At 39.6% G+C, this 24,276-nt stretch carries 10 protein-coding genes; 4 read left to right on the top strand and 6 right to left on the bottom strand.

From position 1 onward, the window contains the following. The first annotated feature begins 187 nt into the window (after nt 1-187). Both ACYQ2C_RS11915 and ACYQ2C_RS11910 read left to right on the top strand, forming a co-directional pair. Entirely contained in the window at nt 188-9,046 is an 8,859-nt protein-coding gene (locus tag ACYQ2C_RS11915; protein ID WP_460102829.1) for an FG-GAP-like repeat-containing protein, read from the top strand. Between the two features lie 688 nt (nt 9,047-9,734). Continuing rightward, nucleotides 9,735-10,853 carry a transposase gene (locus ACYQ2C_RS11910; RefSeq protein WP_460102826.1) on the top strand — a complete coding sequence of 373 codons (1,119 nt, stop codon included), beginning with the start codon at nt 9,735-9,737 and terminating at the stop codon, nt 10,851-10,853. A gap of 19 nt (nt 10,854-10,872) precedes the next feature. Here ACYQ2C_RS11910 and ACYQ2C_RS11905 read toward each other — a convergent pair whose 3' ends face one another. Then, entirely contained in the window at nt 10,873-12,186 is a 1,314-nt protein-coding gene (locus ACYQ2C_RS11905; RefSeq protein WP_460115686.1) for a DUF2254 domain-containing protein, read from the bottom strand. Between the two features lie 588 nt (nt 12,187-12,774). Between ACYQ2C_RS11905 and ACYQ2C_RS11900 the strand changes: the two genes are divergently transcribed. Further along, the gene (locus ACYQ2C_RS11900; RefSeq protein ID WP_460115684.1) at nt 12,775-13,218 is read left to right on the top strand and encodes a DUF4124 domain-containing protein; all 444 of its coding nucleotides are present in this window, start codon (nt 12,775-12,777) and stop codon (nt 13,216-13,218) included. A gap of 366 nt (nt 13,219-13,584) precedes the next feature. Here the strand turns inward: ACYQ2C_RS11900 and ACYQ2C_RS11895 are convergent, their stop codons facing one another. From ACYQ2C_RS11895 to ACYQ2C_RS11880, 4 genes are all read right to left on the bottom strand, one after another. Next, on the bottom strand, nt 13,585-14,853 hold the full coding sequence (locus ACYQ2C_RS11895; protein ID WP_460102822.1) for an aspartyl protease family protein: 1,269 nt from the start codon (nt 14,851-14,853) through the stop codon (nt 13,585-13,587). Between the two features lie 1,588 nt (nt 14,854-16,441). After that, nucleotides 16,442-16,942, bottom strand: coding sequence for a hypothetical protein (locus ACYQ2C_RS11890; RefSeq protein ID WP_460102820.1), 501 nt, complete (start codon nt 16,940-16,942; stop codon nt 16,442-16,444). Between the two features lie 302 nt (nt 16,943-17,244). Beyond that, nucleotides 17,245-18,897 (bottom strand): vanadium-dependent haloperoxidase, encoded by a 1,653-nt coding sequence (locus ACYQ2C_RS11885; protein ID WP_460102818.1) that lies wholly within the window; start codon nt 18,895-18,897, stop codon nt 17,245-17,247. A 1,489-nt stretch (nt 18,898-20,386) separates the two neighbouring features. Then, the gene (locus ACYQ2C_RS11880) at nt 20,387-22,369 is read right to left on the bottom strand and encodes an acyltransferase family protein (protein WP_460102816.1); all 1,983 of its coding nucleotides are present in this window, start codon (nt 22,367-22,369) and stop codon (nt 20,387-20,389) included. Nucleotides 22,370-22,539: 170 nt separating this feature from the next. On the opposite strand from ACYQ2C_RS11880, the gene ACYQ2C_RS11875 reads away from it, so the two are divergent. After that, nucleotides 22,540-23,037, top strand: coding sequence for a hypothetical protein (locus ACYQ2C_RS11875; RefSeq protein WP_460050877.1), 498 nt, complete (start codon nt 22,540-22,542; stop codon nt 23,035-23,037). Between the two features lie 175 nt (nt 23,038-23,212). Here ACYQ2C_RS11875 and ansA read toward each other — a convergent pair whose 3' ends face one another. Beyond that, nucleotides 23,213-24,217, bottom strand: a complete 1,005-nt coding sequence (ansA, locus tag ACYQ2C_RS11870) for an asparaginase (protein WP_460102813.1) — start codon at nt 24,215-24,217, stop codon at nt 23,213-23,215. Nucleotides 24,218-24,276 lie beyond the last annotated feature (59 nt).

The following is a 24,276-nucleotide window of genomic DNA, read 5'->3' as shown; positions in this document are numbered from 1 at the left end:
GAGTTTGTAGGAAGCTTTTAATAATCTTCTTTTTAATGAGCTAATGCTTTAGTTTATTTTAATTAATACTATTTTAGTTTTTATGTAAAGTTTTGCTTATTCGGTTAAATAGCGTTTTACAGAGCGTCACATTTTTATTTAGCATTGAGCGGTTATTCTCCCGTAAATATACCGTTTATAAGCCTTTATGAAAAACTACCGTTTCTTAAAAATATTTCTTTTTCTAGCTTTTTCTGTTGCTTTCAAAGCACATGCAATAAGCTTTTCTGGTTCTACTGCGACCAATCCAGATACTGACGGAATTTACAAAGTAGTCTGGACTACGTCGGGATACGAAAGTGGACCTTTTAGAATATACGAAAATGGTGTTATAAAAACTGACAAATCATCAGCTGGCGAATATAGCGTCACAGGAAAAAGTAACGGTACTTATCTATACGATATTTGGGGCTATAAGCTTGTTTTTAGTGGTAGTGAGCCCAGAGATGTTTTTCAGAAGTTAGGTTCATATACAGTCAATGTTTCTATCGTTCCTCAATCTCCGAACACTCCGGCTAAGCCAACATCGGTAGGCAGTACCACAAATACTAGTTACAGAATAAATTGGACGAAACCCGGCGGTACTTCTGCTACTTCATATAAATTGCGTCGACGTTTAGGTAGCGGTTCTTGGTCACAAATTTATTCTGGCAGCAATTTATATTTTGACGATTCTGGTAGAACACCCGGTAGCTGGTATTACAGCGTTTCGGCTTGTGCGGGCACAGCGTGCAGTGCTTATAGTACTGATACATTGGTAACGGTTATTGATCCTCGTCCAGGAACGCCTTCAGCGCCAACTGCACCTAATACTTCTAACATTCCTTATTTCACAGTTTCTTGGGCTAAACCTTCTGGTGTAGCTCCTACCTCATATCAATTACGAAGAAAATTGGGAGCTGGTTCGTGGCAGACTATTTATAACGGTGCAGCGTTAAATTACGCTGAAGAAGGAAGAGCCGAAGGTGATTGGTATTATGATGTAATCGCATGTAATGGCAGTTATTGTAGTGGTGACAGCGTTGATAAAAAAGTGGTTGTCGACTATGAGTATTCTCAAGCAATTACAGAGTCTTTTATAGGCCCTATTCTTACTACTAATGCTGATTTTATAGTTACATTAAAATTTCCTGGTTCAATTCGACATGATGTATATGAGAACGGTAGAATTGTATATAATAAAGTACAGAGTTTGTCTGACCTTAATATTCAAGGACCGGTTTATAATCTAGGTGATGGGGTATACCGTTACACAGCGAAACATTATATTTACAATGATTGCTTCCAGCCTTGTAATAATTTTATATATCAAGGCGATGCAATACCATTTCAAGTTGTTGTTGCTAGTAAACGCGTAGTTACACTTCCTGAACCTAATAGTAAAGATGGCACTTATCAAGTTCGCTGGAATTCATCGGCAGGTGTTGGCGTTTATCAAATACAAGAAAATTCTGGCTCCTGGGTAAACGTAACTAATTTTACCGAATCCAACGGCCAAATAATTTATACCTATTCCAACAAGTCTGATGGCACCTACACTTACAGGGTGCGTGCGTGCTTAGGTGGTCAATGTAATACTCCGAGTGATATTAAAACAGTAACCGTTTTAAAAACTCCGACTACGCCTACAGCTTTTACTCAATCGAACACAAGTGTCATAACCGATGGAAATGTTCGATTAAGTTGGCAAGCATCTCAGCAAACCATCAATGAGTATCGCATTACCGAATCAGGTGTTGTTAGTAATACGTATACTACCGCGTCGAATAGACTTTATTTAAATTTAGACCGAGTGAAAGATGGTAATCACACCTTCTCGGTTCAGGCTTGTAACGCATCCGGTTGTAGTGCGAGTGCTACTCTTAATGCAATTAATGTTTTAAAAATACCTTTAATTCCTAATGATCTTAATGCAGCTGTTAAATCGCAAACCGGTGAAATTAATCTGTCGTGGGCGGCGCCGACAGATTCGGCTGTTGATTTTTATGAGGTCGCAATTTTAAAAGAAGGCGAGTTATACAGTGATTGGGAACTAACAGGTACTACAAGAAGCTACAACGCTACTAATTTACCCGACGGCAATTATCAATTTAGAGTGCATGCCTGCAACAATTCTGGTTGCGGCGTATTAGCACTTTCAAACAGTTACAACATTAATCACCCAACACCCGTAAAACCAGAAATTACCGCCTCGGGTAGCGATTCTAATGGCCAAATTGGTGCTGAATGGAGCGTTACTAGCACAGCATTTATCGACGTTTATCATGTGCGTATTGATTCCGGTACCTGGTTAGATGGTGGTTTGGCGCTCAATTACATTGCCAATAATATTTCACAAGGTGACCACACAATTGATGTTCGCGCCTGTAATCGAACACCGGGCGCTACTAAATGCTCGGCTTACGATAGCAGCTCCATAAAAGTTTCGGGCTCTAAGCCGAGTTATGCCGATACTGCATTACCTTTTGCCAGTGCTATCGATGATGCGTCTTTTATTTCTGCCACAGGTAACCACGATGCAACCTCCGGTGTCGTTACCGGTGAAGCCAGTGTTAGTGGTGGTCAAGCAAGTTACACTATTCCTATTCCTTTACCACCGGGCCGTGCCGATATCGCTCCAGAAGTTTCTATTAATTATGGTGGATCTTCCGGTAACAGTACTTTAGGTATGGGTTGGCAAATGTCGGCTGGTGGCGCCATTTCTCGGTGCCCATCAACCCTTGTGCACGATGGTATTAATCTACCCGTTCAATACAAATCTACCGATAAACTTTGTTACAACGGCCAGCGACTACTTTTAAACAGTGGTACCTATGGTAATTCTGGAGCAACTTATTATCCAGAATCCGATCGCTTTACTGTTGTTACGCAAACCAACAATATCTCCAGTGGAAGCTCTTCATTTACTGTAAAAATGCGCGATGGATCGGTGTCGAGTTACGGGACTAGTGCAAATTCGAGAGTATTCGCCGGTGGAAAATCCTCTCCAACTAGCTGGTTGATGGCCGATCAAAAAGATCTAGCCGGTAATTATATTCACTATACCTATCAACAATTTGGCAGTGGTATGGGTGAGTATCATATTCAAAAAATTGAGTACACAGGTACGGTGGCTTCCCACGGTGATCGCCGTGTTGAATTTAGCTACGAAAATCGTCCCGATGTAACCTCTGCCTATTTAGCCGGTGGTTTAACGGTTCAGTCTCAACGTATCCGCCAAATTTCTACGTATTATCAAAACACTAAAATACGTGAATTTAATTTAAGTTATAAATTAAGTGATGCATCTGAACGCAGTTTATTAACCGCGGTTGAAGATTGTGCCTATTTAAATTCACAAAAATACTGTGTACCCAAAACAGAATTTACTTGGTTAGATTCTGCTCCGCAATTTGAACTTGAACCGCTTGGTTTTAAAACCAGTCAAAATGCGCAAGTTACTCAATTTTACACACAGCCAGAATATAATATTCAGAAATTGTTACCTAGAGGAGATGCGAATGGAGATGGCATTTTAGATTGGTCTGGTTGGCAAGTTAACGCAGAAGGTGTTGGCAATTACTCTGACGAGTTGCCTCCAGGGAAATGCTATACGGAAACAATTTCCTATTCAGTCAATTGTATTATTGCTGATTTCGATAATGATGGCAGAACTGATCTCTGGAGAGTAAATAATAATAAATTACAAATTTTATTATCTAGAACAGGAAAATGGGTGACCACGAGTGTTGATCTACCATCACTTGGGCAGGTTTCAGGTATCGTACAAGCAGCTGATTATAACGGTGATGGACTCACTGATATTGTTACCTACGAAGACGAATTAGGTACTGAATTTATAGGCGATCCTGGTGAGCCACGTCGTCTATATTTATGGTTTCATACGGGGAATTTTTCTAATCCGTATTCTGTTAGAGGACCAAAAATTTTTGAAGAAGAATATAATGTGACTTTTACTTCGATATCTTCTGCAACAAACGCAACCCCTGTTGGAGATGTAAACGGTGACGGAGTGCCTGATTTTTTAGTAAATGGTACTGAGTATAATGCTGCTGGTGTTTCCATTAGTCCTGAGCAGCCAATTCCAATGCTATTTATTGTGTCTAGCATATCTTCAAGTGGAGAGGTTAGTTTTTCTGAGCTGGATTTATCTCAATATTTAGTCCATTTAAATGTTAATAATTATTTCCCCAATCTCTTCCATAAGTTTTTAGATATAAATGGTGATGGTGCTCTCGATTGGATAGCCTGGTCTGGAAATAACTCTAATCTTAATCTAGCTCTAAACAAAGGCGATGGAAGTTTTACTCTGTGGCAAGATCTCGGTAGTGAATATAGGCTTGAAAGTAAATCGGTTGAGTATCCCACGGGTAGAGAGCTTGGAGATCAGTTTAATGTGACGTACCCAAAATTTAGTTATGGGATAAAGGAAATGGACTACGATGCTGATGGACGTGTAGATCTATTGGTTCCAAATGGTCTTCGTGAGGTAACAGCTTGCTCTATTTATAACATTATCGGTGGTACAGAAAATATTTGCGGAGAGGAGTTTTTTGGTCAATATCAAACCTTTAGTGGTCAAATTAAAACTGCTTTACCCAGTATCGATTACAACGATAACAGTGTATATCACTACGATGTATTAAAGTTTAAAGAAATAAGTCCGGGGGTTTTTCGCGTTCGTGGCGAAGATTCTGGAATAGTTGGTTCGGCGGCTGCTTCTTTGCCTATCGGTGCTTTTGGTAATGGTTTAACCGATTTTATATTTTCCTACGGTTTAACTAATTCTGCACATTCATTTGATGAGTCGAAAGGTTTTGGTGTTATGACTGGTCGTGCGCCGGGCATTTACATCAACCGTAATCGCGGTTCTGCAAAAAATGGTGAACGCTATCAACCAATCGATATGTTGGAGTCGGTTGAAAATGGTTTTGGTGTTCGTAGCGAGTGGACGTATCGGCCATTAAGTTCACAAGATTCAAATTACCATTCGGCTAATCAACCCTTTTACGAGCCAGATTTTAATTACTTAAACAGTTTAAGTGCCGAGGCGCGGGCACAGCATTATCACTTCACCAGTAATATGTATGTGGTTGCGGAATTCCGTCAATCGAACGGTGTGGGCGATAATTTAAATCGTACGCAGTACCGTTACAAAGGCGCAATGTACAACTGGCAAGGTAGAGGCTTCCAAGGTTTTAGAACCATTATTACCGAAGATCTTGATGCCGAAATTACCTCACGCGTTGAATTCCATCAGGTGTATCCGTTAGCTGGGCGCATGTATCACATGAGCCAATACGAAGGCTATGAATACAATAATGATAATGCGCCACCAACACCGTTTAACGAGTCTAAATACGAGTGGCGTTTTTGGCCGGCGGGGCAATTTAATTCGGGCAACGATTATTTCGTCAATAGTCCGCAGGTGGAATGGCAAACCGTTGTTAACGTGCCGTACATTGTTGGTCAAGCGAAACGCACGCAAACCAAACGTACGCTAGCCGGTAGCCTTACCTATTCTATGATCGAAACCCAAAATTTTGATCAGTGGGGCAGAACCACCTCGGCAGAAACAAAATATCAAGAAAGCGGCGGCCATATTGTTCGCTCTAGCACAACATCAAGCTTTGACGATACCTACATTAACGATGGTTGGTGGGACAAACCCATTGCGCGTACTACGACCCAACACGCAGTAGAAAGTCGTAAAGGTGTTGCTATTGATTCCGGTACCGATGCCGATCAAACCACCACCATGCAATATAACGCCTGGGACATCGGCCTGCGTAAGCCAACCAATGTTACCGCTGTGCCTGTTACCGGTAAATCGGTGCAAACCGCCACCGAATACAACCAGTACGGTTTACCAACCTGGGTATCGGTGAATTCTTCTGGTGAAACTGAGCGCAAAACCGCGACCGTCTACAGTAACGATGGCTACTTTGTAGCGAGGGTTACCAACCCAGAAGGCCACCTATCGCAAGTGGTTACCGATCCTAAATATGGCGTACCAACACAAACTACAGACGCTAACGGAATTACCTCTACCGTTAAATACGATGCCTTTGGTCGCGCGATAGAAACTCGCGTGCCCGGCTTGCCGCCCGCCTATTCATCGCTGCAAATGTGCAGCAATGTGAGTTGTCCGCCGGGTTTAATCTTGCAACAAACCAGTGTGCAAGCCGGTACGCCCACAACTCGTGTTTATTTAGACAAGTTAGGCAGAGCGGTGCGCACCGATACCCAAGCACTGGCAACGGGTCAGTGGATTGTTCAAGCAATGACGTACAACAAACTGGGACAAGAAGTCTTTATGTCTTCTCCGGCCTATGGTGCGCCTTCGAGTTACGGTACCCATTATGTGGAATACGATGTTCTTGGTCGTTTAACCGAAAAAACCATGGACCAAACCGATGGCCAAGTGTTACGTACCACCTACGAGCACGAAGCAGGTGAGGGCTTTACTACCAACATTAATGCCGGTGGTAATTACCTATCGCGTACCTACAACGGCTTGCAGCAACTGACCGAAACTGTCGATGCCGTTGGTACGGTAACCCGTTACGCCTACACCGGTGCCGGTCAACCCATTGTTATGCAAGACGGCAACGGCAATCGCATTACCGCAAAATACAACGACCTTGGCCAAAAACTTTGGGTGGATGACCCAAACATGGGCCGTAAAAACTTTGCCTACACCGGTTTTGGTGAAATCGCATCAGAAACCGACGCCAATGGCGATACCAAAGCCTACACCTACGACCGTTTAGGCCGAACCATTAATCGCCGTATTAATGGCAGCCTTGAGTCTACTTGGGAATACGATGGCGCCAACCACGGCATTGGTTTAATGAATGCCGAGCGATTAAGTAATGGCGCTTTCGAGCGCAGCTATTATTACGATTCATTATCGCGCCCAATTAGCGTTAATACGCAAATTGATGGCGAAACCTACACCGTTAATTCGTATTACGATGCAAACTACGGTCGCCCTAAAGGTATGCGTTATCCCGGTGGTTTAACCGTGCAATACGGATATTCCAGCACCGGTTATTTAACGACTACTCAAAACGCATCAAGCGGTTATATTTACCGTAAAATTAATAACCAAGATGCCTTTGGTAATTGGTTGCAGGCTGATCTTGCCGCAGGTGTATTAACCCAAGACCGCAATTACGACGAAGCAACCGGTCAATTACGTGCTGCGATGCTCAGCCAAATTACCGGTGTTATTCATAAGCAAACCTACGACAACTTCGATCACTTCGGTAACCTGACGCAAATGTCTACCGAGCTTGCCGGTTCTACCTATACAGAATCGTTTAGCTACGACGACATGCACCGTTTGTTGCAAAATAATCGCAGTAATGGCCCGACCATTAATTATAGTTACGATGCCGTGGGTAATTTATTAAGCAAAAGTGATTTTGCCAATAATTACCAATACAACGGCAGCAAGCCTAACGCGGTAAGCCAAGTTTCGTTAATTAGTGGCGCCACAAAAACCTACGGTTACGATAACAACGGCAACCGCACCAAAGAAAACGGCGTAACCACGGCCTATTACAACACCTACAACCACCCAACACGGTTGATAAAAGGCAGTGCCGATTTACGTTTCTTTTATGCGCCAGATTTATCGCGCTACAAGCAAACCAACGGTGCTAAAACCACGGTTTATATCGATAAACTCTTCGAAAAAATTACCGATACCGGCAAAACTCAGTATCGCTACTTTATCGACGAGATTGCCGTGCTCACGGAAACCGAAACCGCCAGCGATACACAACAAGAAATCGTCTTTACCCATCGTGATCGCCTAGGCTCAACCGTTGCCATGGCCGACGACCTTGGCATGGCGGTAGAAACCCACAGCTTCGATCCCTTTGGCAAACCTCGTGACGGTGACCTCAGCGACAAACTAGACGCCGTGCTCGACAGCCAATACACCACCCGTGGCTTTACCGACCACGAACATTTGGATGATGTCGAACTTATTCATATGAATGGCCGAGTGTATGATTACAACCTAGGCCGCTTTTTAAGTGTTGACCCGGTAATTCAGTCTCCGGGTAATAGCCAAAGCATGAACCCGTATTCGTATATAATGAATAATCCCTTGGCGGGGACGGATCCAAGTGGGTATTGCGGTAGCAATATTGATGGAGTTGAAGTATCCGGATGCAAAACTTTTAGTTTTGGTGGCGATAGTGGCGGTGATTCCCAAAAGCAAAGTGTTCCTCAGACAACTCCACCGGTGCAAAATAATGGTGCTCAGCAAGCTGCTGCGCCTGCTGAAATGATGGAGAAAGAGGCTGGTGATAAAGGAGGAATGGATTCCAGGAGCAATACCAATGCAGACCCTGGTAGTGAAATAGGTCGGCCCACAAAGTTCGATTTAACTACAAGAACAGCAACTAACTCAGAAGGTGAAGAAATCGAAGAAGTGGTTGTAACTGCTCAACTGCCAGAAGAAAGTGGAAATCCAGTTATATCTGGGATTAGGTTGGAAGGCGAAAATAGCTGTACCATACCGCTATCATGCGCAGGAGTTTCACCGTACAGTAATAGTTCCATTCCACCGGTATTGGCTCTTTTGGGGGTTGGGGCAGCTCTGCTAGAAGAAGAGAAAACAGCTCGAATAGGTCTCACATCTAAAAATAATGTCAAGTTCTCATTAAATGGGTGGGCAGGTAATCAATATGTAAAAATGATTAAATTAGAAGATATTGGTGCAGGTTTGGGAAATTTGTTTTTTGTCTTAGATTCGGCGGGAAATATAGTAGATTTCGTCTCTGGGGGTGAATTCAGTGATTTTGCATTCAGCCAAACAGTTTCCGTTGTTGGATTGAGGTTCCCTATAGCAGCCGCAGGTGTATCATTGGCTCCCGTAGTTGGGCCGACAGTTCTTGACGCTGCTATTAAAGCAGGGCCCCAGCCGACAATCGTGCCTCCAGATAATCACCGGCGCCTGATAAGAGATATCAATAATTCGTTTAGATAAAAATTTATAGGTGTGTATCTTTAATGTTCTTCGATTTCTTTTTTTACTCAATGTATAAATTTAGCTCATCTAGTTGGGGTGGGAAGAGATTGTCACCCCATATTTGGGCAATTGGTTATATGGGATTTTGGACTAATTTTATTTTCCTTTTCTTAATCTTGTTATACATGAATGTTTTTACTGGGGGGTACGTTACGATTTCTCTGCGTGAAAAAGTGGGATTGTATTTTGCGGGTGCATTTATATTCGGGTCGAATTATTTTTATTTTTTGAGGCATGATCGTTGGAAGAGTTGCATTTTCTTCTATGATCAAATTTCTCATCGAAAAAAAATAATTGGTTTTATTATAGTGTCTTTCGTTTTATTAATGTTATTTGCTGCTCAGATCTATCTTGCATATTTAATATCTTTGAAAAGGCATTTATAAACTTAACTTTGCATTTATCCTCTGTCAGGAAATAGAAATTAATAGGACATCCATAGAAATTAATAGGACATCCATAAATTTGACTTTACTTTTCTCCTCTGCCGTAATCCCAAAACATGACTAAATCTCGTTCCGAAAATTAGTAAAAAGGACATCCATAAAATTGACTTTACTTTTCGTTTTTGCCATAATCCAAAGTGAATATAAAAGGACATCCATAAATTTGACTTTGCTTTTCTCTTCTGCCATAATTCCAGACCATGACTAAACCTCGTTCCGAACAAGTCTTCATTGACGATACGCCGTTTTATCACTGCATGGTTCGCTGTGTGCGTCGTGCTTTTTTATGTGGCGATGATCACGAAACCGGTGAAAATTTCGATCATCGCAAACAGTGGTTGGTCTCCCGTCTTCGTTTTTTATCCTATATTTATGCCATTGATATTTGTGCATACGCGGTGATGAGCAATCATTACCACGTAATTTTGCATGTGGATAAAAGTCGTGCCGAAAGTTGGAATTTGGATGAGGTAGTCGAGCGCTGGTTGCAGTTGTACAAAGGCGATAAATTAATTCAAAAATGGATTGCTTTTCGTTCTGAAATGTCGAAAGCAGAACGGAAAAAAGCTGAAGAAATTATCGAGCAGTGGCGCGAGCGTTTAACATCTATCAGTTGGTTTATGCGCGGCGTAAACGAAACCATCGCTCGCATGGCCAATGAAGAAGACAACTGCAAAGGTCGATTTTGGGAGGGGCGCTTTAAGTCTCAAGCCTTGCTGGATGAACAAGCGCTGCTCACTTGTATGGCTTATGTCGATTTAAATCCAGTCCGTGCAGGTATTGCCAATGATCTAATCGATAGTGATTTTACTTCAATCCAGCAGCGTATTTTCGATTTTGTAAACTCTAAAAATACAACTGATAAAAATTCAAATCAGGAAAAAAATCCAGATAACCCAGTACAAAAAATTGATCTCAAATTAACAAAAAGCAATCAAAAAAGAATCCAATCAAAAATTAATAAACAACAAAAAATAGAAAAATTACTTCGATTACAATCTCTACCAAAATCTCATCTAAAGCCACTTCACGGCAGTGCGCACACTGATATTGCCGATGCCATTCCAATCACGTTTGCAGATTACTTAGAGCTGGTCGAAACCACCGGACGCTGTATTCGTGAAGACAAACGTGGCTTTATTTCCGATACATCCGAAAAAACTATCCACTCTCTCGGGCTTAATCCAGAACAGTGGATTATGCACGTTAAAAATTTCTCATCTTTATATGCATCAAATGCTGGCTCAAAAGAAACACTAAAAGCCAAATCTGTTAAAGATAGTAAATGTTGGTATAAAGGTATTGGTTTGATTGCTTAATCAGTTGCAGTCTTTAAAATTAATCAGTCAACTTTCCGTTTTCCAGTAAATGCCGGTATCGCTTTTTAAGATCATCGATGTCTTTCGATTGCCAGTCGTCACCTTTTGCGCCGTCGATTACTAATCTAGCTTGTTGAGTTATATGCTCCCGACGATTGGTATCTTTAGCGACGGTGTATATAGAATCTAATGCTTCTAATAAGCGAATTGCTACCGAGGGTATATTGCGGCCGTTTTGTCTTATTTGGTTAAAGGCCGCATCTAGCAAGCCGACGAAATCAACTTTTTGGCGAATTAGGCGAATTTTTTTTGTACTGTCAAAACGATAAATACCAATTAAGGGTTTATCGGCGATTTGCCTTAAACCACTCCCAAGCCAATCGATACATGAAATGGCTGTGTGTGGATCATTGATACCGGGCGATAACGCACGTACCGCGACTTCAACCAGTTGACTAATTCCGTACTCAGTATCTTGATCATCGGTTCGGCAAAAACCGATAACAAAGTATTTATCGAAATTTTTCGCTGCGCCAATCTTCCAACGCTTAGCATGAACAAAAGCCAAAGGCTCACCGGCATTTATGAATTTACCGGGGCGGTGACAGAGTTTGATCACGCCATCATAACGTTTTAATTGTTGAACAATTCGAGCCTCATCAATGGCTTGCAAATAACCACTGCGATGCGATTCGATGGTAAAGGTTTCCGATAACGGCCATTGATCTGGAACAGGTGCACTCTCTTTTAGTTCCTGCCCAGAATCATCGATAAGGCGTCTAATAGATGCCATAGTATCAATTGCCACAACTCGCACTACGTGTTCCGCGCGAATGGTGGAACTGACGTGATGAATAAAATAAATCAATACAAAGATACTTATAACTGCTAATAAAAGCCCAATGGAAGCCGATGCAGCAGGCGGATAATCGACTGTGCCACTAACATTCCCTAACGCCAGTAAACAATACAAAAATGTCGAGACAAAAGTACCCAAGACTATCTGATTACCGGTGTCTCGCATAAAGTTCATTAACAATCGCGGGCCAAACTGCGAAGATGCTAGCGACAAAGCAACCATGGTGATGGAAAAACTAACACCGGCGACGGTAATCATCGATCCTGCTACGGTAGATAATAAGGTGCGAGCGCCTTCAAGGTCACCTTGATAAATTAACCACGAAGGCCAATGTTTATGAGCTTGATGATGATAAAGTTCATCCAACCAATTCGCTAATACTGCCAAGCCAAAGGCTGTCAGACTCATTAGTGAAGGCAGAAACCAAAGACTTTCTCGCAATCGGTATAAAAAATTGAGTAGCTGGATGGTCAAATTATTTCTCCACAAATGGGGCTATTGCGCCTTTCTTTTTACTCATTTAAGTGCAACGTATGATGCTCATTCACAAGATGATAACTCATTGTTATTGTTACATCGAAATATTTAAATTATCCGTATTAAAAAGAGCGATCAACCTTATTTTTGAGAGAATTTTATATGAGGGATAAACCTAATGAAGCAGAAAAAATCTGCAAGTTAACGCTTTATTTATTTGTCTAATTTTTGCTCGCTTATTCTACTTATTTATAATGTCGCAATTGGAATCTTCTTGGTTGTATGACAGTATAACTAACTTATTTAGAAGCTCTGATTAACTCCGAAGTCATATAATTAGAACTCATAAATGGAAGGCACAAATTAAATAGAAATCAGAAGTTGGATGCGTGACTTTTAATTTTTTGCTAATTTCATTCACTTGCAGTTCGTGAAATTGGCGACACAGGCGGACTCTCTAGGTTAACAGAGCTTCCTTTACTATAAATGTGTACGTGTTTTTAAGGCGATAATTGGTTAACTGTTATGAGCTTAATGATTAAAGTTTTCTGTTGCTTACTTGTGCTAGGTTTTGCTGGGCTTTTTGTGCTTAAAAGTCCAAATGGTACGCCTTGGTTGTCGATCAGTGATTTTATGCCAGACACTCGTTCATTGGAGTCATCAATAAACGATCTCGTGCCTAACGTCTCTAGTGATGATGAACGCGATAGCGTGCCTGTCTACAAATGGCGTGATGCTCAAGGTAATTGGCAATTTTCAGATCAACCTCCAAAAGGTGTTGAAGCTGAATTAGTCACCGTTGATACAACCATTAATCGTAATTTATTACCGGCGCCAAGTCGGAATATTGAAACATCTTCTACGACGACAAACAGTGGTGGAGCGACCTTAATTAGCAATAAAAGTTTATCACCCACGACTGTTGCTCCTACCGATATTCCAACACTCATTGATGATGCTAGAAATGTTCAAGAATTAATAGATGGTCGTCAAGATCGACTGGATTCTGCGATAAAGAAATCGGAATAATCTCGCTAGAAGTTTATAAATACAGCAATACATTTACCTCAGCCGAGGTTTAGGTGAGGTTATTGCTGTTTTGAAAAATTACGATGGCGGAGATTTCAATTAAAAATAATCGATAGCTATTAAAGGAAACTCTGATTAACCCAGAGTTTCCGGTGACACAAGGATGTGTCGTCAATTTCAAGAACGGTAAGTGATTGAAATTATGAAGAAATTGAAAATCGTATTTTCAATTTCTGTACTCTGATTAAATCATGGATGAGTTAATCAGAGATTCCTAAAGTATTACCGTTTTGTCTTTGGTGTAATAATTAAGGTTGGGCTGGCAAAAACCCAACCTTTGGCTAATTATGCTCTATTTAGTGCTATTTACAACCTATCCATTAACTCAATATCTGCACAATAGCGTTCTGATTCTCTCATCCAACAAATATTAACCGAATCTGCTTGAGAGGATAATAGCTTGCTAAATTTGACCATATTTTCTGGCGTTGCAGGTTCATTGTTAATAGACTGGATAATATCGCCTACTCTCAAATTTGGCTGTTTTTCAGTGAGTTTTTCATCTGTTGATTTTACGATGTAACCGTCTTTATGTATTAGCGTTGCTAACCCAGACCGGCCAGCTGTAATAGGTGTATCAAATGTGTTATTAGGTTTAATTAACATGTAGCCTCCTTGATAATTAAATACCACGTTAAATTTGGAAAATAACTCCATACCAATAGTGCCGTGAATACTTGAATTTCTTTTACTTGGAGTGAGGCTAAAATCCGTAAAAGTACCTACAAGCTCTTTTATTTGGAAGCCACCGATATCAACGTATGAAACCAAGCCGTTCTGGGTTTCATAGATACCATTGAAACCACGTGACTCTGCGGTGTATTGCTCTTCTGGGAGCTCAATTTTGTCATGCGCGCTAGGCGAAAGGCTAATCACACCGTTCGAACCGGTATCAAGATGAAATTTGAGTTCTAATGGTAAATTTTGGTCTTTTAGCAATACCTTACTTTGTACGTAAATAGTTCTACCGGATATTTCTAGAGGTACTTTTACCCATCCATTATTTAACCGATCGTAGGAGATGCTTTCAAACTCATCAGTCTCGTAGAGGGTAATAAGAGACTGATCATGATTAATTTCTACTGCAAGAAAATTAAAAAGATCATACCCAAGAACTCCGTCCAAAAAAACTTCATCTAAACTTTCAAAAAAAGGTGTATTCGCTAATGTGGCAGTAATAATGGTTTTATTTTTTAACACTATATCACCAGTGCCAATATTCACGTTGTGAATAAAACTACCCTTGGAGCTTTTTCCATTACCGGTACCAGATATGGTAATTTTACCTTGTGAGGTCAAATTTAGATCGGTGGTTTGGTGAGACTCTAGCAGCGCAGAAGCTGCTGCCCCCGTATCTAATGCAAATCCCAATTCTTTACCCCCATTTAAAGTCACGGGTATCACAATCTTATCAGCGATATTTTTAAAAGGAATGTGGGTTACCCGGCTATCCGTAAGCCATTCGGTAGTATCGTTACTGCTAGATTCTTTCCATTGTTTGTAATCACGATTTACACAGCCTGCTAGCATTAATACACATGTTAATATCGATAATCCACTACTGATTTTTTTCATTTATTCAGGTCTCTAATTGTAAGAAAAAAAGAGTTGTTTTGAATTTTTAAGTGAGTTTTGTTTTATTGATGTTCTTTGCTAAGTCTAGAGGAAGCTCTAAGTTAATCAGGGTTTCCTTTAGTTTCTCACGCTAAAGGGTTATAAAAATTAAACGTCCAAAGAATTAATTGATTTTACTTTTTTTTGTGGTAATGCTTAAGTATTAGATTGGTGCTTTAAATCTCTATGTTGTTAAATAAATAGGATAAATCTAGAGTGATAAACTTTTTTATTAGTGTGAATTTAATGCGCTTTAATGAAAATCATTTTTGAATATTCTATCAGTCAGGCTTAATCAAAACTGAATGTTCAAAAATGTGAAATATTGCTTTTTTTGATATTTTAACCGTGTGGGGTTGTTCTGAATAAACCGAGATGAAGTGAGTGTTAAAATACAGAGAGTGATTAAAAATAAGTCGTCCAAAATTTAATTGAAAGAAGAGTTCTAAGTAGTTTCGATGGGTTTGGCGCTTCTGAAAGATCTAGCGGTGTTGCCAATGGTAAGAACGACGAGATTAGAATTGCGGTTGTGTTGGAAGTCGAAGTTTAATTGTTTTATTAAATTAAGTGTGAAGTAATCAGAGGTTGGCACAAATAGTTTAAAATCTGATATTAATTACTCAATAACATCAGCTCTATTTTATTTAGTTGCAGCTTTCTATCACTCCAGGGTAGGGGTTTAATTGATTGTCACAGGATATTTGTGCAATGGTTTGTAATCTTTCTACAACGTTCACTATTTTTAACGTTTTTGCGATATTTACGCCTACGTGTTGATCAAATTCTCTGGTTAATACCTGTGGTAAATCACTGTTCGGCCTGCTTTGCTGAATAATCTGTGTACTTGTCTTTGTTAAAATTTGGTTTGATCGAAGGTTGGAAGATAACAAACATCATCGCTAAATGCGAAAGCATTAACGCTGAATATTAGGCTTGTGAGAGCCATTTTTTTCATCATATCTTTTTCCGAATTAAATAATTTATGGAAGGTGATTTTTCTATCCCGGTATACAACGTTAAACAATGAAAGTTGGTTTTCATAAGAAGTTTAATTAAGTTTGAATATAAAAATTTGGGGCCGGAATAGCTAAAAGCGGCGATAGAGTCTGCTCTAAAGATTATGTGCACAGGAAAAGCCAGTTAACACTTAGGCAGCTAGGTGGTAAATTGTTAAATGTTTTTTCGTTGGAACAACTGCTTAGGCGGCGGACGAAATGTTTTGGAGTGCAATCGAATACGATTATTGGCTATTTTATCGGATTTATTCGAGGAGGTTGAAATAGGTGAAAGTTATCTGGTTGGCGTACCCAAAGATGAGAGAGTTCTAGAGGACGGAGGTAAAATAGCAGTTTTTATCAGTTTCCGCTGTCGAATTAAATTATTAACGAGTTAATTAACGGCTATTATAGATGTTTAATACGAATATTTACGGTAAGTGATACCCAAAAAGCTCTGATAAATTAAAAAATTAACCAGAGCTTTTAGGCTTTGTTGCAGTAATTTAATTCTATTATGTACTTTGTTTGTTAAATAGTGTGCGAGTGTTAACTCAGCTTTCTGTGGTTTTAACCATCGCATGTAATTTAATATTTTGAGCAGAAATTTCTCGCTCTACATCTTCTACAAAATCAACCATGCCTGCAAGAATGGCTTTGTTGTATTCTTCGTCACTGTTTTCAAGCTCGGTTTTAGCCGCCATCATATCGGCCAGGGCTGATTTTGATTTAGCCATTAGTGTGTCTAGGTGAGCCAGTTTTTTCTTAGTCATTTCCATAACTTCTTCAGAGGCGTCGGATTTTGTGCCTTCTTCAACGGCTTTGCGGAAATCGCGAATGTTTGAGTCGTATTCGTTGATGGCATCGAAAGAGCGATGAACAATGGCATTTAATTTAATGACGGTTTCACGAGTAAATGCTGGTTTAAAATCTTGTGGTAGCAGTTCAACAATTTGCTTGCGCGCAACAGTGTTGCTTGCTTCTTCGGCGATTACTGAATGAGCGGTAAAACCTGTGGTGACTAATACTAAAATAAGTAATTTGATAAATTTCATAATCAAAAGCCCTGAATAGCATATTTATGTCAAATATGCAGTTTAAAACGTATAAAAATCTCTGATTAACGCCTTTCTAATTAACGGTTTAATCAGAAGAGAGAAATTGAAAACGTGCTTTCAAAATTAGTCTCGATTTCAATATTTCATCATTATTGATAATTGGCGACGCATTTTGTGTCAACAGAAGTTTGTGTTAATCAAAGTTTCTTAAAAATAAACCGACCTTGCCAAAGACAAGGTCGGTGTCGGTATCATTATAACTAAGATGAAAGAATCATAGTGTTACAACGATCTGGTTCTTACCATTTTTTACCGCGTTTCTTTTTAGGTTTGAACGCATCAACTTCGTCAAGCAAGTAACGGCCGATTTGTACACCTTGGTTTTGTCCTTCGATGTTATCGAAGATCCAGTGCACACCGTTGTAAATACGACTGATACCATTTTGCTCTTGTGCTTCGGTTAAAGTATCAAAGCGAACAGGCACGAATGGGCGTGGTGCGTCTGGGAAGAATGGATCGAAACCTTCGCCGTTATATTCATCAGAAACGAAAGTGAAAGAATGATCATCACCGAAAATGTCACGTAGAATTTCGAAGGTTACACCACCGAAAGTTGCGTGACCGCTTGGGTAAGATGGGAACGGCGGTGTTGGACGCAACGGAGATGTTGTGTTTAATACCGAAATACCAACTGGGTCCCAAGTGACATCTTGTTCAGTTGCTGGGTTATCGTCTTCTGCACGAATACCCACAACAGGACGCCACATGTTGTAGAAGAATTTACTGTCCCAGGCAGAAATACCCGCATCAGCCAAACCGATGTTTACCATGGCAAGAACACGTGCAAGCTCAATGGGTTGGTCGGCGTATTCGGCGTTCGCTAACTGCGCAGTAATTTGGTTGTAAATACGTGGTGGTACACCAATTAAAGGTACACCATCGTAACCCCAGTAGTTACCGATGAAACGAGTGTCATCAGAACTGGTGCTAACCGTGTTTAGGTTGTCTGGAGAACCACCCAATGCTGCTACTTCCGCGTAAGCGGCTGCATATTCTGCTGAATCGGTTGTTGGTGGTGGTGGAATACGGAATTGATCACCTGAATCTAAGAAGAAAGGTGTTACTTCACCCCAGTAAGCGCCAAGAGCAAGGTTAAATTCAAAGGCTTCTTCGGCCGTGTTAGGATCGGATTGCCATTCACCGATAAGTGAAGTGCCACCGTTAACAGGTGTACCAAAATGAGTGGTATTGCCGTCTGCTACAGCGCCACCTTCACCAAAGTCTGGCTCGGTACGGTTCGATTTGTCGTTTTGACGAATGTCACGCATCGCTTTATAAGATTCAATACCAACGCGCTTACCTAGTTTAAAGCTAACACGTGGAGTGAATGATTGAATGCGTGTCACTTCTTCATCTAGAATTGCGTTTAAACGTTCTTCTTGAGCTGGGTATAAGCGCATTAAGGTGCTGTATGCTGCGTAGGTGACAGCTGCGTCAGCAGAAGCAAATCGAGGCGCTTTTAATCTTTTCGCAGCGTATGAATTGTAGGTGCCATCAATTGCGTTTAACGCATCAAAAACGGCTACTTGAACCATGGCTAACGCACGACTGGTACGAGTAGGACCGCCTTGACTCAGTGCTGGGAAAACACCTTCTTCGGTTGGCGTGTGGTCAAGTGCTACAGAATCCAAAGCCACTTTATGCCAAAAGATAATGCGAGCAGATAAGCTCTCATCACCAACACCATAATAAACATCGCCATAATTCGCACCGGCTTTTAGGCGGTGAAATTGACCCGATTGAATGGCCGATTTACTTAATTTACCAATGTAGCCAAGCGCTTGAGATTTTGTTTGACCACCTACATCGTGATTTTCTTGATCAGCAAATGCAGGTGTAGCTGCCATCGCAATTGTCGATACGATAACCATCGCGGATAGTTTTTTCATCATACATTTAGTCCTTTCCATTAGACAGATGATTTTTTTAATTTAATTTCCAGCTTTATTGGTGCAATAAATCGATATTTTAATTTTAAAAAATTAGAACGTTCGAAATTAATTGCAAGATCAATCAGAGGGAGACACACATGAGTGAATGACTAAGCAGTACTTAATAGCTTAGACCCTTTGGATATTATCATGTGATTTATTAAAAAAAAGACTGGTGGAAATTTCAGCTTTTTAACGAGGTGATTAAATTGAAAAAAATCCTAGCATTTTCGTTATTAAATAATTACCAATGTAATTATTTGTAAACTAAAAATGTACATTTTTTTGGTATCCATTCCACATTATTTTTAAATTTTAATCTTCAAATAATCCATTTTTTTTATTACTGGGAGTGTAAGAAGTATTGTTTGAATTTTTACATACACAAGGTATACATATCTTAACTTTGGAGATGTTTTTTAGACTTGTTGCTTTTTATGAAAAAATTAGTATTTGCCTTTTTCTATTTTAAAGCGGGGAAATATGTGAGTGTAAACGCAAAGTCTTTAAAGTATAGAGTTTAAAAAGTGTTTACCGTTATTGATAAAAACTCAGTTTTACTATTTTTTGTACGAGATTTAATTTGAGCAAATTTATTTTTGGGTAAAAAATAAATGTTAAGTAATTGAAAAGCGTTGTTTTAAGAAAAGATAATGATGAGGATTTTGAATAGATTTTTAATCAAATAATGGCATCAAATTCATCAATTTAATTCAAAGATTCACAAATAATTGTATTTTTTCAGACTGTTTTTTAATGTCTTAAATACGCCATGATGGTTGATTATTTTCTTATTTGCGCCACGTATTTATAAGAATGTCAGAAATTAAAGATGTATTTTTATTTCTTGTTTAAATTTTTTCTGTTGTTACAGAGTGTTTGTGTTGGTTATCAATATGTTGCGCGGATCTTATTGAGCTAGATCTGGTGATTACCGAGTAACTGTGGTTAGAAGCAATTCTGTCATATTAAGTTCAGGGAAAACTTAAAGAATCTATAACTATGGAGGTTTTCTTGGAGTTGTTATTTATATTCATAGTTTATCGGCTCGATTGTAGTATTTTATTGAGAATGAGAACAGATTTTTATGCTTTGAACGTTAGAGACCTTTCTTAATTTTTAATTGAATGTTTTTTGGCGATGTCTTTGGCGGATATTTTATTGTGCACAAAAAATCCTCAGTCAATAAATTCTCAATCAATAAATCCAGTTAAACGAAAAATTGTTTGTGAAGACAATTCTTATAATTACCAGCTCCTTTTTAGGGGTTGGTAATAACTTAAAGTTTTATGGGTCATTTATCGGAAACTTATCTACCATAGTGCTGGCTTTTTGCCATTATTTGTAACAATCCTTGTGTATTGAAAGTGTGCATTGAGAATACGTATTGATAGCGTTGATTGACTGTAAAGACCTGAGGAAACGGATCTTTGATTTAATCAGAGGTGCGCTAATTAGAGTTCTCAATAAATTCTGTGAAAGAAGTCAGGTTTGACTGGGCGGCGAAAATGTCCGCTGCTTTGAGCGATCCGTAAATACTAAGATGTATTCCGTCTAACGAATAGGGCAGACCTTCATCTGTTAATAACTGCTCTTGTTTGTTTGGGCCAAACATCTGAATGCGATTAATGAAGTAAATATTTGCGTTGTTATTTGCTAAGTTTTCCAATTCGGTATTGAGAGATATCGCTAGGCCATCTCTCTCTTCAAAAGATATAGGACGTTGATGATAGATGGTTCTTAATATTGCGAACCGGTCCAGAATTGGCGTTTGTGCCATTAATACAACTTTTTTATTTTTATCTTCAACGAGAGATTTTATGAGCGCTACGCTTTCATCGTAAACATTATCTTGAACTAGCTTTGACCACACTGATGATAAAATAATGAAATCATATTCTTGGTAGTGTTCAGATAAAAATTTGCGATTATATAAACACTGCGCATAAGCGGGGGTATCTTTGGTCCATAAATAATTGTCGCTTTGTGATGGATAACACCAGTTGGTACTCACAACATTAATCTTTATGTTCAGTTGTTGGCCGATTTGATTCCAGAATGGTTCAAAGCTCGCTGTGGTTGAGTCACCAAAGAGAAGCGCGGTGTATCTAGGATTGTCTATTTGGCCAATATTGCATGTAGTACCTTCAATTCCCACGGGTAAGTATCTGTTTGAATCTACGCTGTAAAAACACCAGCCATTTTTGTGTTGAGCCAACTCAAATTTATTGTCTAATACTTCTGGCAGATGAAATCTAAAGGCCAAGCCATCGGTTTTTTGGGCGATAATCGAGGTTCCTAGATTGGCGAAGACCATTGCTAAAATAATGAGATAAAAGGGTTTGCTGGCGATTCGCTTTTTGTCGCGCAGTGGTGATTCTATATATTTCCAAGATAATATTGCGAGTAATAGAGTCGTTATAATTAAGGCAATACCAATACTTGTTTGATGCGTACTGTAACCCAGTTGTCTGGCAAAAACGTACAACGGTTGATGTATAAGATAAGCGCTGTAGCTGATTAAGCCGAAGCCGACAAGAAGCCTGAATTTAAAAAATGCCAAGAGGAATTTGGATTTGTCGCAAAACAATATGAGTAGTGCGCTTCCTGTGGTAGGAAACAGTGTGTAAAAAGAGGGATACAGAAACTGTTTTTGAAAAGTAAATAGCGGTACAACAATCAGTAAAAATCCAATGAAGCTCAACAGATCTGCATTGTTATTGGATAATTTGTTACTAAAGGCTTGGAATTTGCCATCGAGCATTGCAAGAGCTATTAATGTACCGTAGAGAAATTCCCACATTCTGGTCGGTAGAAAATAATAGTTTGCGGTCGGTGAGTTTATGGCCCCCCATTGGCAAATCAGTAAACTTATCAAAAAAAGAGCAGTAATAATTGGTGTGAGATATTTAGGTAGGAGTTTTCTAATTAAGATTATTAAAATCGGAAAAAATAAATAAAATTGAAATTCGACCGCTAAACTCCACGTGTGCAAAAGCGGTTTTAATTCTGCCTCGGACGAAAAGTAATTGGCGTCTAGCCAGAAATACAAGTTAGAAACAAAAGTAGATGCGGAAAGATTACTGATAGCAAAGCTTTCCATATCTAAAGGAACTAGAATAAACCAAGCCGGTACGAACGTTAGAAATATAATGGCATAGAACGCCGGGGCAATTCTTCTCATTCTACGATCGTAGAAATTCTTAAAAGAAAAGCGCTGTAAATCAATATCATTCAAAATGATATTGGTTATAAGATACCCGCTTAGCACGAAAAAGATGTCAATGGCAATAAAGCCACCGCTTAACCAGCTAAAACCTGCGTGATACATCAATACCAGTATTAGCGCCAAACCACGCAGACCGTCGAGTTCTTTTCGATAACTCATTAAGACACTGGAAGTTGTGGGTTGTCGCTGAGTGTTAAAGTCCATTTTATACTTCCTACTGTGTAGAGTTTACAGGAGCTGCATTTATGTAATTGAATCAGCAATGCTTTGACTTTGGTTCTATTCGTTCTTTGATGAGATTCGATGCAACCTTTTTGCACATTTGAAGCGTCTGACGAAATATCTCTGATAATTAATGGGTCTGAACTATAACTATGAGAACTGTAAAGCTTATAACTTTCGTTATTTTTGTTGTACTGTCTGCTTTTACGAATGCAAAAGTCTACACTTTAAAAGGTAAACCTGAGGTAGGGTCGCGCTTTAAAACCAATTTAGCGACGAGTTCGGTACCTTTCGATAAACGTTACAAGCAAATGGCTCCAGAAGAGCAAGCAATTATAAGAGCTAATTATGAAGACCTTGGTGAAAATGATTCGCCACCTTTTCCCAATAAAGGCTTGAAATCAATCTATCTACCACTAATTAAGTACCACAAACTTAACTTACGTGAGGGAGATTTGGTGGCAATTGCCACTGTGAGTGCTAAAGGTGTTGCGGAACAAGTGCAAGTTTATTCGTCTCCTAATCAAGCTATGACAGAGTTTATTATTGCATTGTTATTTGAGACCAAATTTGATCCAGGGCTTTGTGACGGTAAGCCCTGTCAAATGGAGTATTTAATAGACCTAGGGTTAAATGTGGATTTCAATTAATGGAAATTGTTGCTTAACACTTAAGGAACCTCTGATTAACTCATCCCTGATTTAATCAGAGGACAGAAATTGAAAATGCGATTTCCAATTTCTTCACAATTTCAATCACTTACCGTTCTTGAAATTGGCGACACATCCTTGTGTCGCTGGAAACTCTAGGTTAATCAGAGTTTCCTTAATCCATCTCGCCTCTAAGATTATCCTCGAACATTTGTTTTATGGTGTTCGAGGATAGCTCTTTCGACAGCAAATAGTGCAATTTTGCCAAGCTTGCCTCAAAAGTCATATTTTTTGCAGAGACAACACCGAGATTTTTCAATGTATTGCCGGTGGCGTAACTTTGCATGTCTACACCCCCTTTTAAGCACTGGGTGCAATTAACAACAATTGTGCCGTTATCGATAGCATGTTTAATTGCTTGAATGAATTCTTTGCTGTTTGGTGCATTACCAACGCCGTAACTGATTAGTATTAGGGCTTTAACAGGCTGTAATACCGCATTTCGAATAACTTCGGCCTGTATTCCCGGATACAACATAATAACGCCAATTGCTTGCGATTTAATATCAGCAACCAATAGCTCTTGATTAATATTGTCTTTTACGACGCCTTCAATGGGTTTTATTTTAATACCAGCCTCCAGTAACGGAGGTAAATTCGGAGAATTGAACGCTGCTAAACCATCGGAGTGGATTTTTTTGCTGCGATTACCTCGTAAGAGTTTGTTATTAAAAAACAAACCTACTTCGTGTATAGGATAGTTTGCCGCGATATACAGCGCATTCAACAAGTTTGTTTGACCGTCCGACCTTAGTTGTGCAATCGGAATTTGCGAGCCGGTAACAACGACAGGTTTTGATAGGTTCTCGAACATAAATGACAGTGCTGAAGCCGTAAAAGCCATGGTATCGGTACCATGAAGAACAACAAAGCCGTCGTATTTTTCGTAATTTTGGCGAATATCTTCGGCAATAATTTGCCAGTGCCGAGGAGACATGTCGGAAGAATCTATAAGTGGCTGATATTCGTGTAGCGTATAGTCTGGCATCTCTTCATGTGTTAGCTCGGTCATAGCGGCTAAAGTATTTGCCAAAAAACCAGCTTTTGGAATGTATCCTTGTGCAGACGGCTCCATTCCTATGGTTCCGCCGGTGTATGCAATATAAATGTGTTTTTTCACAAAAATTAAGTCTGTTTTTATTTGAGTGGATCGAGACAATTGCGCTGTAAAAGGCAATG

It is taken from the genome of Sessilibacter sp. MAH3 (assembly GCF_054658275.1).
This window is presented reverse-complemented; position numbering and strand designations above follow the sequence as displayed.

Coding starts and splice junctions, on each gene's coding strand:
- ACYQ2C_RS11915 (WP_460102829.1), top strand. CDS start 188: ATGAAAAACTACCGTTTCTTAAAAATATTTCTTTTTCTAGCTTTTTCT.
- ACYQ2C_RS11910 (WP_460102826.1), top strand. CDS start 9,735: ATGACTAAACCTCGTTCCGAACAAGTCTTCATTGACGATACGCCGTTT.
- ACYQ2C_RS11895 (WP_460102822.1), bottom strand. CDS start 14,853: ATGAAAAAAATCAGTAGTGGATTATCGATATTAACATGTGTATTAATG.
- ACYQ2C_RS11890 (WP_460102820.1), bottom strand. CDS start 16,942: ATGAAATTTATCAAATTACTTATTTTAGTATTAGTCACCACAGGTTTT.
- ACYQ2C_RS11885 (WP_460102818.1), bottom strand. CDS start 18,897: ATGATGAAAAAACTATCCGCGATGGTTATCGTATCGACAATTGCGATG.
- ACYQ2C_RS11880 (WP_460102816.1), bottom strand. CDS start 22,369: ATGGACTTTAACACTCAGCGACAACCCACAACTTCCAGTGTCTTAATG.
- ACYQ2C_RS11875 (WP_460050877.1), top strand. CDS start 22,540: ATGAGAACTGTAAAGCTTATAACTTTCGTTATTTTTGTTGTACTGTCT.